This is a genomic window from Vallitalea sp. (genome assembly GCF_025211055.1).
Classification (GTDB): Bacteria; Bacillota; Clostridia; order Lachnospirales; family Vallitaleaceae; genus Vallitalea.
This window is the reverse complement of the sequence record NZ_JAOARO010000098.1, coordinates 37,558-55,111: the sequence shown is the minus strand read 5'-3', so window position 1 is coordinate 55,111 and position 17,554 is coordinate 37,558. Positions and strand designations below refer to the sequence as shown.

Here is a 17,554-nt window from a genome sequence, read left to right as displayed (position 1 = left end):
CATGTCAAATAATAAACAGAATATTAGTTAATAATAAAATATTATAATACTAATTATTTGTTGTCCAATTTTCAATATCATTTGCATTTGTATGTTATAATAAACAGATAGATACAGTAATAAATTAGTTCTAATACAAGAAATATAGAAAAATTATAATCAGTATAGATGACAGAGGAGATAGATATGGATTTATTTGATATGATGAGAGAGAAAACTCTAGAAACTGAATCCCCATTAGCGGCTAGACTACGACCAACGTCTATAGAAGAAGTAGTTGGGCAAGAGCATATAATAGGAAAAGGTAAATTATTATATAGAGCGATAAAAGCAGACAAACTAGGGTCACTTATTTTCTATGGACCACCTGGAACAGGGAAAACCACCCTTGCAAAAGTTATAGCAAACACCACAAAAGCTGAATTCGTTCAATTGAACGCAACTATATCTGGAAAGAAAGACATTGAAAAAGTAGTAAATGAAGCTAAGAACAGACTTGGTATGACGCTGGGAAGCACTATCCTGTTCATTGATGAGATTCATAGATTCAATAAAGCACAGCAGGATGCCCTTCTGCCATATGTTGAAGATGGTACCGTAACACTTATCGGTGCTACTACAGAGAATCCTTATTTTGAGGTAAACAGTGCTCTTGTATCTAGGTCTAGAGTATTTGAACTAAAGCCTTTGGAAAACAAAGATATTCGAAAGCTCATAATGAGAGCCATTGAGGATAAAGAAAAAGGACTAGGTAATTTTAATGCCAAGATCAATGAAGAAGCCATAGAGTTTTTGTCAGATAGAGCCAATGGTGATGCAAGAGCCGCTCTTAATGCCATTGAACTAGGGGTTCTTACCACTGAACCAGATGAAGATGGAATAATCAACATAGATATAGATGTAGCATCTGAATGTATACAAAAAAGAGTTATCAGTTATGATAAAAACGGAGATAATCATTATGATACCATATCAGCTTTCATAAAAAGTATGCGAGGTTCAGATCCAAATGCAGCAGTCTATTATCTTGCAAGAATGATTTATGCAGGAGAAGACCCTAAATTCATAGCGAGAAGAATCGTTATATGTGCTGCTGAAGATGTAGGAAATGCTGACCCAATGGCGATACAAGTTGCAATGGCTGCCGCTGATGCAGTTAATTTCATAGGTATGCCCGAAGGTCGTATAATATTATCCCAGGCAGCAACATATGTTGCATGCGCCCCAAAAAGCAATGCTGCTTACGTAGCTATTGATAAAGCACTGGAAGATGTAAAAAGAGTACAGATTACCACAATACCATCTTATCTAAAAGACAGCCATTACAGTGGTGCAAAAAAACTAGGTCACGGAACAGGATATAAATATGCTCATGACTATGAAAATCACTATGTAAAACAGCAATATTTACCAGATGAACTTGTTGATGAGATATATTATAACCCTACTGAACAAGGGTATGAAAAGAAAATTGTAGAGCATTTCAACAAGATAAAGGGGAAGGTTAAATAGTTCTTTCCAACATTTTTTATAAAAAAACATTTATAGCCGTTAGTTATGTTAATTAGAAGAAAAAGTGTTTTGTGATTATATTGTAGATGCTAGGAAGCAAAATAGTATATGTATATGTGGAGTAGTGAGGCAGGACGCCGAACCCAGCTTTTTGCTCAGGACGAGCAAGTAGCTGGCGTAACATATACATATACTATTTTGCAATAACCAAGTCAGAACAAAACACTATTTCTGACTTACTTGCAATATAATCTAATCTAGATAAAAAACAGAAAACTCAAAAGCTAGTTTTATCTTGACATATCTATATTAAAGTATATAATAAAACTATCTTTGGATATATTTATATATAACATAAGATACTAAAATTTAATAGATGAAAAGGTACTCGTTGAGTTAAAAGGGAAAGTGGTTAGATGCCACTGCAGCCCCCGCTACTGTAAATGGTATGAAATCTAAAATGTCATTGGGAAACTGAGAAGACTAGAGAGTAAGTTAAGCCATAAGCCAGGAGACCTGCCTTTTTATAAGTTTTAAGCTTTCGGTGGGAGAGTGTAGATTTACATATTTATTTGTAATCTGACTGTGCCTTAGCACAGTTTTTTGTTGCTTATAAACAGAAAATGCTGCATGAGTATACCGAGTGTTAATCACTTTTCTTATTAAAGAAGATATTATGGAGGTTTAAAGGATGAAAAAATTATTAAAGCTGTTACTGACAACTATGTTAATTTCAGTACTCGTTTTTAGTTTAGCTGCTTGTGGCGGCAAGAAGACACCAAAGGATGATACATACAATCAAGAGAATCAAGTAGAAAAAGATGATACATCAAAGACTGATGAAGACAAAGATACTAATGAAGATAAAGATACTAATGATAAGAAAGATGAAACCACTAGTAATGAAGATGAAAAAGATACTAGTAGCGAATCAGATATTTATCCATTAACTATAACAGATAAGTATGGTAAGGAAATAACAATTGAAAAAGAACCAAAAACTGTAGTTTCAATTTCACCAGAATTTACAGAAACAATATTTGCTCTAGGAGCAGGAGACAAAATCATTGGTAGAACAGATTTTTGTGACTATCCAAGTGAAGTAGCGAATATAGAATAAATTGGTGGTTTAGAAGAATTTAATATCGAAAAAGTAGTAGACCTTAACCCTGATGTTGTAGTTACATCTGCTCATGTAAAAGATGATGCTGTAGCTAAGTTACAAGAACAAGGTATCACTGTCTTATCACTTTCTTGGAATAATAGTTTTGATGGCGTATACGGATATATAAATACAATCGGCGAAGTTCTTAACAAAAAAGAAGAAGCGGATAAAATAGTAACTAGTATGAAAGATAAAGTATCAGAAATCCAAAAAGCAATAGAAGAAAAAGAAAAACCAACAACATATTTTGTAGTAGGATATGGAGAAGGTGGAGATTATACAGCTACTGGAAATACCTTCTTAAGTGAGGTCATGGCTATGGCTGGAGCTGATAATATAGCGAAAGATGCTACAGGTTGGGCATATAGTATTGAACAAGTAGTTGATAAAGATCCTCAGATTGTTATATGTTCAGATAAGAATAATGCTAAAACTACGTTAGAATCATTAGAAGGATATAAAGATTTAACTGCTGTCAAAGAAGGAAGATTATACGAAATTGATGAAAATCTATTCTATAGACAAGGACCAAGAATAGTTGATGGATTAACTAAATTAGTAAAAATAATTCATCCAGACGCTATTAAATAATGTAAAAAGATTAGAATTAAGTATACTTTAAGTAAGTCTATGTTAAATATAAACATAGGCTTACTGTGTTATAGATAGAAATGACATATTAAAGTAAAGCAGGTTAAGACTATGAAGATATTTAGAAAAAGTAATATTATAATAAGTTTATTAGTACTTATAGCAGTAGTTATTATTGCATGTGGATTTGGTTCTGTCAGAATAGATTTTGTTGACAGCAGTAAAGTATTATTAAGTAAAATTCCATTCATTAATGATTTGATTTCCCTTGAGGGTATTAAGGAATCACATATAAAAATAATAGCTGACTTAAGGCTACCTAGAATAATACTTGCATTATTTACTGGAGGAGCATTAGCAGTTGTTGGCTGTTCTTTCCAAGGGGTTTTCAAGAATCCCATGGCAGACCCTTTTGTATTAGGTATCTCATCAGGTGCAGCACTAGGTGCAACAATTGGACTTATATTCAATTTTAATAAAACTATTTTTGGTTTTACTGGAGTGAGTATGTTTGCATTTATTGGTGCCATGCTTACAGTTCTGGTAGTACTGAGAATATCAGCAATTGGTAAAAAACTTCCTACTACAACATTATTGCTGGCAGGTATATCACTTAATTACTTATTATCAGCCCTTATGTCTTTGATGATGTTATTGAACAGGGATAAATTAGAAAGAGTATATCTATGGACATTAGGAAGCTTTAGTACATCAAGCTGGAAAGAAGTAGCCATTATAGCACCTTGCGTAATTATATGTTCTATTATCTTGATGGTATTTAAGGAAGAGTTAAATCTTATGTTATTAGGAGATGAAACGGCAAGGAGTCTAGGAATTGATGTAAACAGAACTAAGAAGATAATATTGGGGATATCATCAATAATGGTGGCTGTTGTTGTTTCCGCTAGTGGAATTATAGGATTTGTAGGACTTATCATACCTCATATAATAAGAATGATTAATGGCCCTGACCATAAAAAACTAATACCACTGGCAATGCTTATAGGAGCAATTTTCATGATTGTATGTGATACTATTGCTAGAACTATCATATCACCGGCTGAACTATCCGTAGGTATAATTACCTCGTTATTTGGAGTTCCATTTTTCTTGTTTTTATTATATCAAAACAAAAAAAGAATTATCTAAATCAGTAGCATATTACAGAAGGAATGAACAATATGAATAGTATAGTTAGTACAAAAAAATTAAATTTCAATTATGGGGGAAAAAATGTTTTAAAAGATTTGTCAATCAATATGGAAAAAGGTCTGTTTTATAGTATAATCGGACCTAATGGTTCTGGAAAAACTACTTTATTGAAGTTATTGGCAGGTATTTTGCCTTCTAATAAAAAGACAGTCTATATTAAAAATGACGATATCCATGTTATCAAACAAAAAGAAATTGCTAAGAGATTATCAATGGTACCACAGATAATGGATATACAGTATGAATTCTCGGTTTATGATATTGTCATGATGGGAAGGACTCCATATACTTCCAAATTTCAAAAAAATACTGAAGAAGATGTAAAGATAGTTAACGATGCAATGAAAGAAACGAGAGTCATAGGATTGAAAGATAAGAAAATCACTCAGATTAGTGGTGGAGAACTTCAAAGAGTCATTATTGCTAGAGCTATAGCCCAAGAAACAGATATCATGTTGTTAGATGAACCAATATCCCATTTGGATATTGGATATCAATATGAAATAAGTGAGTTGGTTCATAAACTATGTAAGAAAAAAGGAATTACGATTATAAATATTGTTCATGATTTAAATATCGCTATGAGGTATAGTGATAAGATATTGATGTTGAAAAATGGTCAAGTATATAGATATGGTGATCCAGAGGATGTAATAACCAAGGAAACCGTTAAAGATGTATATTCTATTGATGTAGAGTTAATAAATCATCCCATTTTAACTGATAAAAAAGTAATTATTAAGTAATATTTCAATATGTACTTGCATATATATATTTATTGTGGCAATATAGTTATATAAGATAAACTATCAATTAATTTGTAATTGATAGAAAATTATAATTAATTTTTATATGTAATTAAGAAAGGATATATGCAAGATGTCAGATAGTAGATTTGAAAATGTTTTACGTCTAGAATACCCACTATTTGAAAAAACACTGAATGATAATCTAACTAGAGATTACGTAGGAGAAATATTAAAACTATATAAAGATTTAAAAAAAGATGCCTGTAGATTTGAGACAAAAATCTATAAGGTATATTTAGATTTTGCTGTAGCTATTAACGCAGTCTATAAGTATCTATTGGTGAATGAAGTAGAAAAAGATAAAGCACTTAAAATATTGTCAGAATTTTGTATAAATACAATAAATAAGTCTTTGGATAGACTAAGTTTTATACAATTAGCATTTCACTATTCTACTAATAAAGCATATCTTAAACTTATTACAATAAGTTCAATTATAACGTTGGAAAGTCTTAAGTTGGCGAATGAATTAAATGAACATGATATGGATGAAGAACTAAGTAAATGCATGAAAGAATGTAGGATATTAGATTATTTCAACTATTATGGGGTAGAAGAGTTAATGGAAATAGTTGAAGTAGTAGAAAATTCATTCCATATGTTCTTAGATAAAAATGTTAATCACAATAAAGGAAAAGAAGTAGTTATTAAAATATGATAAAACAATTCTTCAAGGGGCTATTCATTTGAGAATGAAACAGCCCTTTCTTAATAAGATCCTCTTATAGATACATGATGTCACTTGTTTTTCCTTATCCTCAATATAATTCCAATAAAAACTGATAACACACAAGTAGAAGCTATACAGAAAACTATTATTTCACCACTATTTTCTCCGTGGGTTAATGCATAATAAATAGCAATACCATAGAATCCCAACAAGATGATTATTACAGCAAAAACCAGTATTCTTTTTAAATTAGTCATATGTTCACCTCTAACCACTCAACATTTGTATATGATTAGTATATTTGAAATGATTCAGTATGTCAAATAATCTGGAATTAATAAAAAATATGAATGAATAAAAATTTATACAATATATCAAGGTAACTGTCATAAATTAGAATAAGAGAGTTTTATTAGGGTGAGATAATGGATAATAATCAAAAAGTCGATGATAAATTGAATCTAGCTGTTGATCTGACTAGTGATGAAAGACAGTATACCAATAATCTGAATGTGGGCTATAACGAAGAAGCTAATACGTGGGAACTAATTGTGAAATACAATGGTAATATTAGAGATATTCCTGAAATAAGAACATTGACAGAAGATATTGAGCAGCTAACAATGGATTATGCTATAGTCACAATAAAACAAGAAAATATCGATAAATTTGCTTCCTTCCCAGAGATAGAATATGTAGAGAAACCTAGCAGCCTATATTTTAATCTTGATACCAGTCTTAGAGATGCATGTATCACATCAGTTCAAAATGTTTTTCCACGTTTAAAAGGTAAAGGCGTTTTATTAGGGATAATTGATTCCGGTATAGATTATTCCCATCCTGACTTTAGAAATGAAGATGGAACAACTCGTATAGTATCCTTATGGGATCAATCTATACAAGGTAGCCCACCTGAAGGATTTAGTGCAGGGACTGAATATAATGATGAACGAATAAATGAGGCACTTAGTATGAATAATAGATTTGAAATGCTTGAATTAGTTCCTTCAGATGACTTCTTAGGTCATGGAACCCATGTAGCAGGTATAGCAGGAGGCAATGGCAGAGCAAGTGACGGACAATTCATTGGGGTAGCACCAGAAGCAGAATATATCATTGTCAAGTTAGGAAGGAGAGGTCAGGAATCATTTCCAAGTACAACTGAGATTATGAGAGCGTTGGTTTATGTAACAAGAAAGGCAGAAGAGTTAGAGAGACCAATATCTATCAATCTAAGTTTCGGCAATAATTATGGATCTCATGATGGTAAATCATTATTTGAAACTTTTATTGATAGTATAGCTAGTGAATGGAAAAATGTTGTTTCTGTTGGCTCCGGAAATGAAGGGAGTACAGCACTTCATACTAGTAATACACTTGATGAAGGTGATGAAGAAATTGTTGAAATAGCAGTATTCACTGGAGAGCCTAACATAACTATACAATTATGGAAAGCTTATTCAGATGCAATAAATGTGTCAATCCTAGCACCTAATGGTGTGTCTTCAGGTTTTATATCGCCTACTCTTGGTAAACAGCAATTTAACTTAGATGGAACTAGAGTTTTATTATACTATGGTGAACCATCACCTTATAACTTGGATCAACAAATCTATATTGAACTAATTCCACAATCTGGTAATTATGTTACTGAAGGAATATGGAAGATAACTCTTCAAGCTGATACTATAGTATCTGGCAATTATGATATGTGGTTACCTGGTTCAGTGGGAAAAGATACAAAATTTCTTAGACCTACCATAGATACAACCCTTACTATGCCTTCCACAGCAACAAAAGTAATAACAGTTGGAGCATATGACTCATCAACAGGAAGTTTAGCACCATTTTCAGGAAGAGGATATACTAGAAGGTCCAATACAATAACTGTAAAACCAGACCTAGTAGCACCAGGGGTTAATATTGTAGCAGCATATCCAGGTGGGGGTTACGATTCATTAAGTGGAACCAGTATGGCAACCCCCTTTGTCACAGGATCAGCAGCTTTGTTGATGGAATGGGGTATTGTACAAGGTAATGATCCTTATATGTATGGTGAAAAGGTAAAATCATATTTGCAGAGATCCGCAAAGAGGAACGAAGCCCTATTTGATTATCCTAATAATTTATGGGGATATGGAACTCTTTGTTTAGCTAATGCTTTTAGAGGATTAGGCTCGGTTGAAATAGTTGAAAGTAAGGATAGAGTAGAAGAGATTAGAAAACGAGTTATTGAAGGAAGTGACCCTGAAATATGTAAACAAGCAGTAATATCAGAAGAGTATTTTGATTTACTGATTGAATATGAGAGTATAGAAGATATATATGAGAGATATAACCCAGAGTGTATACAGATATTGGATGACCAATATGCAGTAGTACATATATTTATTGGCAATGATGGATGCAGAGGGATTATTGATAGAGTTGATCTAAGTGATATTCCACACTGCTTTGGACCATATGCAATAAGTGCGTTAGAAGATGCAGGTATATTAACCTTTCATAATCAGCCATATGTACCTCTTAGAGGTGGGGGAGTTATGATTGGAATAATTGATTCGGGAGTTGATTATACTAACTCAATATTTAAATACGAGGATAATACTACTAAAATTAAAGCTATCTGGGATCAATCTATACAAGGTTCACCACCAGAAGGATTTATATATGGAACAGAATTTACGGAAGAACAGATTAATGAAGCATTACAAGCAGAAGACTCGTTAACTATTGTACCGTCTGTTGATAATACTGGTCATGGAACTTTTCTAGCTGGTATGTCTGCTGGGCGTGAAGATAGGGCTAACAATTTTGTTGGAGCTGCTCCTGATGCATCAATAGTAGTAGTAAAATTAAAAGAAGCTAAAAAATGCCTTAGAGATTTTTACTTAATACATGATAATGTTGAGAGTGTTTATCAAAATACAGATGTAATATTTGCAGCCAAATATATACGTGAATTGTCTGTTAAATTACAAATGCCACTTTCAATAATAATAGGTGTAGGAAGTAATCAAGGAGCACATGACGGAAGTTCAATAACAGAGAGTTATTTACAGTCAATCGCTAGAAGGATAGGTAATACAGTAACAGTTGCTGTTGGAAATGAAAGCAACTTGGCACATCATTATAGAGGTCAATTTGAAGAAAATGATGAACTTAAGAATGTAGAAATAAGAGTACCACCTAATGAACCAGGATTTACTTTTAACATTTGGAGCAATGCACCTGATAAAATATCAATATCTATTACATCTCCTACAGGTGAATTTATTGATAGAATACCAGCTACACTCGCAAAAAAGGAAGAAATAAAGTTTTTATTAGAAAGAACAACCATTTATATTGAGTATCAATTATCAGAAGGCAGAACTGGAGATGAAGTTATCTTTGTAAGAATGGAAGAGCCTACAGAAGGAATCTGGACCATTACTGTATATGGTGACTTGATAGTGAATGGAAGAATTGATGTTTGGTTACCTAGAAAAGATTGGATAAAAGAGGAAACACAATTCTTATTACCAGACCCATTTACAACAATCACTAACCCATCATCAAGTATTGGACTTCTTTCAGTAGGTGCATATAACCATAGAACTGGAAGCTTATATCTTTCTTCAGGTAGGGGATTGACAAGAGATGATGTATTAAAACCAGATTTAGTAGCTCCTGGTGTAGGGGTAGTAGGACCGTTACCAAAGGATACTTATGGAGCTATGACAGGAACAAGTATAAGTACAGCTATAACAGGAGGGGCAGCGGCATTATTATTAGAATGGGGAATAATAAAAGGTAATGACCCTACAATGGATACAGGTAAAGTTAGAAATTATTTAATTAGAGGAGCTAAGAGAAAGAGGGCAATCAAATATCCTAATAGTGAATGGGGATATGGAGAATTAGATTTACTTGGTGCTTTTCAAGCTATAAGAGGAAGTAAATAATTATAAAGAAAATAATAGTCTCAAACCGCTAATATACACAGTTTTAAGACTGGTAATAAGGGTTTTAGTACTTATTGTTTTTGTTCAATTTGTCTGATATACTGTTGATAGAGATAATAATACCTAAAACATGAAAACACAAAGGAAAAAGCCAAAAAGACATTCAAAGGAGATACATTTGATGTTCAGATTAAATAATATATATGGTCGTAAATATGAGATAGAAATGTTAAACAAGGCATATAGAGAAGTGTGTAATGGCGAATTTAAATTTATATTAATAAAAGGCAACTCTGGTACGGGAAAAACAGCATTAGTTTTGAATGCACTAAAACCTGCAATACAGGAAAATATTTTTTTTATATCAGGTAAGTTTGACCAATTTAATGATGATGAGCCTTATAGAGCATTTACTCAAGCATTTAAGTATCTTATTAAAAAGATATTAACACAGCCTAAAAACATAGTTGATAATTGGCATAAAAAATTAAAAGATATTCTTGGAAGAAATGGTACAATTATTGCACGATTTATCAGAGAAATTGAATTAATTATTGGAAAACAACAATTCAATGAAGAATATATTCCTCAAAAAGCAAAACGAAGATTTGAAAACGTATTCAAAAAATTCTTACAAGCTTTTCCTACCGAGGATCATCCTATGATCTTATTCATTGATGACTTGCAATGGGCAGATTCATCTTCTTTAGAGATGTTAAGATCCATATGTGAGAGTTCTGATAGTAAATATTTAATGATTATTGGTGCATATAGGCAGGAAGAAGTGGGGGGGAATCATCAATTACAAACAATTCTTGATAAAATAGATTCAAATAATTCCAAGATAGAATATATAACCCTAGACAATATAACACCTTATGATATTAATAATATGATAAAAGAAAATTTACAGTGTAATAATAAAGATACAACAGTTTTAGCTAATATAATCTTCAAAAAAACTCTTGGTAATCCGTTCTTTATAAATCAATTTGTAAACTATATCATAGATGAACACTATTTATGGTATAACCATAAGGAGGAGATATGGAGCTATAATTTAGATATACTAAGAGGTATTGAAGTTGATGATAATGTAGTTGCTTTGGTACTAAAGAGAATTAGTAAGCTAAACAATACAAAGCTTCTAAAACTTATTTCATGTTTGGGATGTTCTTTTGATTTGGCTTCTATAATGGTAGTAAGTAATCAATCAATTGATAAGATTAAGTTGATTTTGAATTTATATATTGATTCTGGGTTGATAATAATTCAAAATAAAGAATATAAAACTGATAGTGATAATGAAAATAACATTACATATGAATTTTTACATGATAAAATACAGCAGGCTGTATATACATTGATCCCTAATTTCGAAAAAAAACAAATACACTATAATATAGGTTGTTCTTTTCTAAATAATTTTAATGAAAATGAGATTAAAGAAAAAATTCTTAGTATAATGCATCATATTAATTATAGTATAGAATTAATTGAAGATAAGATGAGGATAAGTATAGCTAAGTATAATCTAATGGCAGGGAAAAAAGCTGTAATGACAGCAGCTTTTGATTCAGCTTTAAAATATTTTAAAAATGGTAAAAATCTTTTTGGTGAGGATAACTGGAAGGAAAATCATGAGCTGATTTTTCAATTAAACTTAGAATATGCAAAAAGTGAATTTCTATGCGGTAATAAAGAAGAATCAGAAAGAGTTTTTGAACTACTTGAAAATAATGCGAGAACCAAAAATAATTATGCTAATATATATAGCGCAAAGACATCTTTGTTTTCATATGAAGGAGATTATAATTTGGCTATTAAAACTGGTATAAAATCATTAGAATATCTAGGATATAAAATACCAGATAGTCCCAAAAAAATAAATATTATTTTAGATACTTTGGTATCTCTTTGGTATTTTAGAAATAGCAGGTCTAAGAAAATATTGAATATGAAGCCTAACAGTTCGAAGAAAATCGATGTAATACTTGAACAGCTTACATTATTAGCACCAGCGGCAAATCTTGTAAATGCAGATTTGTTTGTAATTATTTCTTTGAGAATAGCTATACTTTCTATTAAACATGGTAATTCTAAGTATTCATCTATAGGATATATTGGGTATGGAATTATAGCTGGAAGTGTTTTAGGTAATTATAAAAAAGCGAATTTATTAAAAGAAACAGCTTCAATATTAAGTGAAAAGTACAATGATGGTTCTGCATTATGTATATACAATTTTATTGATGCGGTATTTATAAATCATTGGAGAGAACATGCAAGAAATAATATAAAATATTTTCAAGATGCAATAAAGTATGGTATAGAATCAGGTGAATACATATACGCAGCATTTTCCGCAAGTATTCAAGTGGAATTTGAATATTATATTGGAGTAAATATAGATGAAATTTGTAATAAGTGTCTTCATGCTAGTGAATTAACAAATCAATTACAAATGAAAGCTACAGCTGAATATTTAATAAAATTCCGAGAAGCAGCAAAAAGTGTTAAAACAGGTGACTTAGAATTCTTTTATAATAAAGATATTGAAAGATTCATGAAGTTGGATTCTAATGATTTAATCATGTACTTTCTAATAAAGATACAAGCATTTTACTTATATGAAGTTTATGATGAAACTCTTCAGTTGATAGAAATGTCACTTAAACTCATTGAAGTAATAACAGGGTTTATACATTATGCAGAACATATTTTTTATCATTCATTAATAATTTTAGGTATGTATAATCAATTGACAGGAAGTAAGAAAAGAAAATACTTAAGAATGTTAAGAAATAATTTATCAATTCTAAGAAAATATTCAAATAATTGTAAAGAAAATTATCTACATAAATATTATCTAATCTACGCAGAAATATGTGGTATTAAAAAAAATCATGAAAAAGCTTCATTGTATTATGACTTGGCAATAAAATCCTCGGCAGAAAATGAATATATTCAAAATGAAGCTATTGCAAATGAATTGGCTGGAAAATACTATCATAACAGAGGTAATAATAATATTGCTACATATTATTTTAAGGAGGCTTATGATAGATATAGTAAATGGGGTGCAATAGGAAAATGTGAAAAACTAAACAGACAATATAAAGAATTAATGGAGGAAATGCCAATACATAATTATAATCCTATGAAAACTCTCAGAAATCCTATCGATAAATATAAAATTATTACAAAAGCATATAAAGAAATATCTGAAGAAAAAGACAGAAATAAGCAGTATAATAAAATACTTGAAACAGCTATAAGTATAACAAATGCCCAAAGAGGATACTTATTTGTTGAAAAAGAAGAAGAAATGTTTACTAAATATTATAAAGAAAATGATATGCAAGATATTGCACCAGTAGATAATGTGCCGCTTGAAGAGAATAATCAAATTCCCAAGATGATTATACGTTATATGGGAAGAACAAAAGAAACGATTATTATTAATAATAATATTTCAACAAGTATATTTTCCACAGATAATTATATTATAGACAATGAACCATATGCCATTTTAGGTATACCTATTATTGTTTCGAGCATTTTTTTATGTGCTATATATTTAGAAAATGTAAATAATAAAATATGTTTTGCACAAGAAGATATAACTAGTATTAAAATGCTGTCACACAGCATTCAATTACCGATAAAGAAGAAAAAAAGCACTGTCTCCATAAAGAGTAATAATAAGCTTTCAAAACGAGAACAGGAAGTTATAAAACTAATGGTACAAGGATTATCCAACAAAGAAATTGCAGAGTCATTGAATTTAACTATAAATACTGTTAAAACACATGCAAAAAATATTTATACCAAGTTAGGTGTCGATAGACGTATACAAGCTGTAAGTCTTGCAAAAGAATTAGGCTATTAATATCTAATACATAGGTTATTTCGTAAAAAAACACGAAATAGCCTTATTTTTTATAAAAAATCACTCCTTTGGGTGAAGTTGAAACCTCTTAATTTTGCTACAATAACTTTGACATTTAGGTAATATATAACTAAAAATAGTAATAAGGTTATTAGTAGAACATAATTATATAATGCAATTACCTATAAAAAAAGAAAGGAGAATGTATAGTAATGAAAGTATTATTTCAAAAGATAGTTTTCTTTTTCATAAGTATTGTTATGGTAACAACATTTAATTTTTCAATTATATCTCATGCTGAAGTCTGGGTACCACCTACTATAACAAGTGTTAGTTTAGATTCACAAAATGAGGTATATAAAAAAGGTGATATTATAACAATTAATATTGAATTTAATAAGAACGTTACATGTGATCCAAAAGTATCTGTGTTTGAAATAAATATACCTACAGTACCTTCAGTTCCTAACAAAGTATTAACATATAAAAGTGGAAACGGCACAAATACTTTAAGTTATGAATATATTGTAGATGATAATTTAGAATACAATGGTAATATTATTTTGTTCAGTGTGATGGGTAGCTTTATAAGAGAAGGACAAAACTATATATATCCGTCTATAAAAGATGATACTAATTTTTCTTGTTTAAAAACTCAAAATACTATAATAGGTCAAGTAAATATTGATACAAAAAAACCAGTAATAAATCAAATGACAGTATATGAAGGAGATTTTCCTAGTGATAAATATGCAAAAGAATATAATGTAAATATAGATATTTTAGAAAAAAATCTGGAAAAACCTTCTGCTGAAATTAAATATTATTGGTCTACTGATAGTAATAGATCGTTGAATAAAAGTGACTATAATAACTCTAAACAATTCTTAGTAGGCAATAATAGTTCTAATTATGTAGTTATACCATCAAATATATTAGGTAATGTAGAAGGAATATATTATTTACATGTTTGGATAGAAGACAATGCTGGAAATGCAACAACAGGGACATTCAGTGGTAACGATAATAACACACATCAAGGTGTGTATATAGATAAAAAACCACCAGTAATTACATTTGAACCAAAAGATAATACTCCACAAAAAGAGCAGACAGTTACAATTAAGATTACAGATCTAGGAGCAGGAGTAAAAGGGTATAAGTATTCGTTGATTAATGAAAAAGGTAATAAATATGTTGGTAAAGATAACGATGAATATTTCATTCTAGACGAAAATAAAGAAAATTTTTCAATACCTATTGTATTTAGAAATATTATTCCAGATATAATTGATGGAAAATATCAACTAGAAGTTTCTGCATATGATGAAATGTTGTTACCCATAGAGAATAATACTGAGCGTAATTATCAGAATCAAGTAAAGTCAATACTATATACAGTTGATACGACAAAGCCTAATATTAAATTTGATGAGAAAATAGAGGATAATTCAAGGGTGGGATTTGAGGTAACCCTAGAAGATGTGTTGAGTAATAAAATAACATTATATTATAGTTGGGAAAATGATTATAATGTAGAACATTCGAGTATTCAATGGAAGCATTATCAAAATTCAGTTAATAATAAAGAAAAAAACGTTATATTACCTGATTCATTATTAAATTCTGGTGCTTATTATTTGTTTATAAAAGCTGTTGATGAAGCAGGTAATGAAAGCATTAGTAATAGTACAGATTCTGTCTATATACCTGAAAAACCAACAGGAACAATAGCTATAATGACTTCTCAAGGAGATAATGAAGGTTATACAAATGACATAAGATTAAATGTTAACTTTACAGTTTCAGGAGAAAAAACACCCCTATCAATGCGTTTAAAAATTCATAACGGTAATTGGCTAGATTGGGAAAAAGTCACCTCAAATAGTTTTAGTAAGCAAATTAATTTAACAGAAGAAGAAGGCAACCAAACAATTTTTGTACAGTATAAATATGATTATCATAACAAGGAATATATATCAGATATATATTCAGATACTATAATATATGATAAAACACCACCTGTTGGGAATGTAAGCTATAGTACAAAAACAACTACTAGAGATCCTGTAACTGCTTACTTAAAAGTAACAGATAACATTAATTCAGAAGATCAAATAATATGTAATCCTAGTAGTAAAGAAATAAAATTTGATGAAAATGGAAATAAGACATTTACTTTTACAGATCTTGCAGGTAATGTTGGAACAATTTCTGCAAAAGTAGATTGGATAATTAATGAAGCACCAAGAGGTACAATAACTTATAGTACTTTGGATATGACAAGAAATGATGTTACTGCAACATTAACATTTCCAGATTATAAAGGTAAAATTACCATTGAAAATAATAATGGAAAAAATAGCTATGTATTTACTAAAAATGGAAGCTTTACATTTAATTATATAAATGAAAAAGGCAAAGTTGGACATGCTACAGCAATAGTTAATAATATTGATAGAATTAAACCAGAAGTAAAAATAAGTTATTCAAAAATTAAAAAGACAAATCATAATGTTAGGGTAACTTTTATTCCTAATGAAACAGTAAATATTGTTATTGAAGATTTACAGGGAAAAGAACTAAAAACAATAAATGCAGTTAATAAACAGAAACTAGCAGATTATACTTTTGAAAAAAATGGAATAATTAGAGTCAAGATTACAGATATAGCAGGTAATGAAACAAATACAATTAAGAGTAAAGACTTAGCAGGTAATGAAATTGTATTAAGTGAAATTGAAGTTAATAATATTGATAAAACACCACCTGTTGTATTACTAACATATGCTATTATAGACAATCCAGATACTAATATTAGTTATGAAAAAGTAGCTAAGACAAAGGAAAATGTGAGTGTAACAGTGTCAGCAAATGAAGATTTTGTTGTTTTAAATAATAATCATCAAAAATCTAAAATATTCACTGAAAATGGGGAATTTATTTTTAATATTGCAGATTTGGCTGGAAATGTGACAAAGATAACTGCAACAGTCAATAAGATAGATAAGTCAAAACCAAAATTAACTCTTTCATATAGCACTAAGGAAGTAACTAAAGACAATGTATATGTAACATTAAAATCAGATAGGGAAATTAATATACTTAATAATAATGGAAGTAATATCTTGGAATTTACAGAAAACGGTATGAATTGGTTTAAAGTAAGAGATAAATTAGGAAATATCATTTATAAAGAAGTTTATGTAACAAATATAGATAGAATTAAACCTAAAATAGTATTTGAAAATAATGAAACTTTATTATTAGATATCAATAATAACAATAATGCATTTGATCCAATGGAAGGGGTTAAGGTTATTGATAATGTAGATGGCGATATTACAAATAGAGTAAAAGTAGAGGGTATAGTGAATCTATCTAAGAGAGGTAAATACATTATTAGATATTTGGTTTCTGATAAAGCTTTAAACAAATTAAGTTATGATAGGATTGTACAAGTATTATCTGATGAAGAATTAGTCATATATGTTGATTCAGAATGTTTAAGTGATACCCATACCAATGTAATACGAAAGAAAGACTTTGTATTTAATGTATATGGAATACAAGGTGATTATAAATTTTGGTGGGATTATGGAAAACAAAAAATGGGATATTTTAAAAGACCAAAAGAAATAATGAACAGTTTCAAATTTTCAGCTGTTAAAACAGGCTGGTATACATTCTATATACTGGATCAAGAGAGAAAATACAGATTGTTTAATGTATTTATGAGTTATTGAGGAGGGAAAA

Annotated in this window: 10 protein-coding genes and 1 riboswitch; of the genes, 9 read left to right on the top strand and 1 reads right to left on the bottom strand. The window is 29.9% G+C overall.

Features of this window, described 5'->3' with window-relative positions; genetic code table 11:
- Positions 1-186 precede the first annotated feature (186 nt).
- The 6 genes from N4A55_RS15680 to N4A55_RS15655 all read left to right on the top strand — a co-directional run bounded on the left by N4A55_RS15680 (position 187) and on the right by N4A55_RS15655 (position 5,947).
- Positions 187-1,512 (top strand): replication-associated recombination protein A, encoded by a 1,326-nt coding sequence (locus tag N4A55_RS15680; RefSeq protein WP_293758166.1) that lies wholly within the window; start codon positions 187-189, stop codon positions 1,510-1,512.
- Between the two features lie 365 nt (positions 1,513-1,877).
- Positions 1,878-2,050, top strand: a riboswitch (cobalamin riboswitch).
- A gap of 153 nt (positions 2,051-2,203) precedes the next feature.
- Positions 2,204-2,632 carry a hypothetical protein gene (locus tag N4A55_RS15675; RefSeq protein ID WP_293758163.1) on the top strand — a complete coding sequence of 143 codons (429 nt, stop codon included), beginning with the start codon at positions 2,204-2,206 and terminating at the stop codon, positions 2,630-2,632.
- The gene (locus N4A55_RS15670; protein WP_330666444.1) at positions 2,633-3,268 is read left to right on the top strand and encodes an ABC transporter substrate-binding protein; all 636 of its coding nucleotides are present in this window, start codon (positions 2,633-2,635) and stop codon (positions 3,266-3,268) included. It abuts the gene before it with no gap.
- A 111-nt stretch (positions 3,269-3,379) separates the two neighbouring features.
- Positions 3,380-4,417 (top strand): FecCD family ABC transporter permease, encoded by a 1,038-nt coding sequence (locus tag N4A55_RS15665; RefSeq protein ID WP_293758160.1) that lies wholly within the window; start codon positions 3,380-3,382, stop codon positions 4,415-4,417.
- A gap of 32 nt (positions 4,418-4,449) precedes the next feature.
- Positions 4,450-5,226 (top strand): ABC transporter ATP-binding protein, encoded by a 777-nt coding sequence (locus tag N4A55_RS15660; RefSeq protein ID WP_293758157.1) that lies wholly within the window; start codon positions 4,450-4,452, stop codon positions 5,224-5,226.
- A gap of 133 nt (positions 5,227-5,359) precedes the next feature.
- Positions 5,360-5,947: a hypothetical protein gene (locus N4A55_RS15655; RefSeq protein ID WP_293758155.1), complete on the top strand. Its 588-nt coding sequence runs from the start codon at positions 5,360-5,362 to the stop codon at positions 5,945-5,947.
- Positions 5,948-6,027: 80 nt separating this feature from the next.
- Here the strand turns inward: N4A55_RS15655 and N4A55_RS15650 are convergent, their stop codons facing one another.
- Positions 6,028-6,216 (bottom strand): hypothetical protein, encoded by a 189-nt coding sequence (locus tag N4A55_RS15650; RefSeq protein ID WP_293758153.1) that lies wholly within the window; start codon positions 6,214-6,216, stop codon positions 6,028-6,030.
- A 168-nt stretch (positions 6,217-6,384) separates the two neighbouring features.
- Here N4A55_RS15650 and N4A55_RS15645 point away from each other — a divergent pair, with 168 nt between their 5' ends.
- The 3 genes from N4A55_RS15645 (at position 6,385) to N4A55_RS15635 (ending at position 17,544) form a co-directional block, all read left to right on the top strand.
- Positions 6,385-9,906, top strand: a complete 3,522-nt coding sequence (locus N4A55_RS15645) for a S8 family peptidase (protein WP_293758151.1) — start codon at positions 6,385-6,387, stop codon at positions 9,904-9,906.
- A 181-nt stretch (positions 9,907-10,087) separates the two neighbouring features.
- A complete protein-coding gene (locus N4A55_RS15640; protein WP_293758148.1) occupies positions 10,088-13,798 on the top strand; it encodes a helix-turn-helix transcriptional regulator in 3,711 nt (1,236 codons plus the stop codon).
- Between the two features lie 212 nt (positions 13,799-14,010).
- Positions 14,011-17,544 (top strand): immunoglobulin-like domain-containing protein, encoded by a 3,534-nt coding sequence (locus N4A55_RS15635; RefSeq protein ID WP_293758145.1) that lies wholly within the window; start codon positions 14,011-14,013, stop codon positions 17,542-17,544.
- The last annotated feature ends 10 nt before the right edge of the window (positions 17,545-17,554 follow it).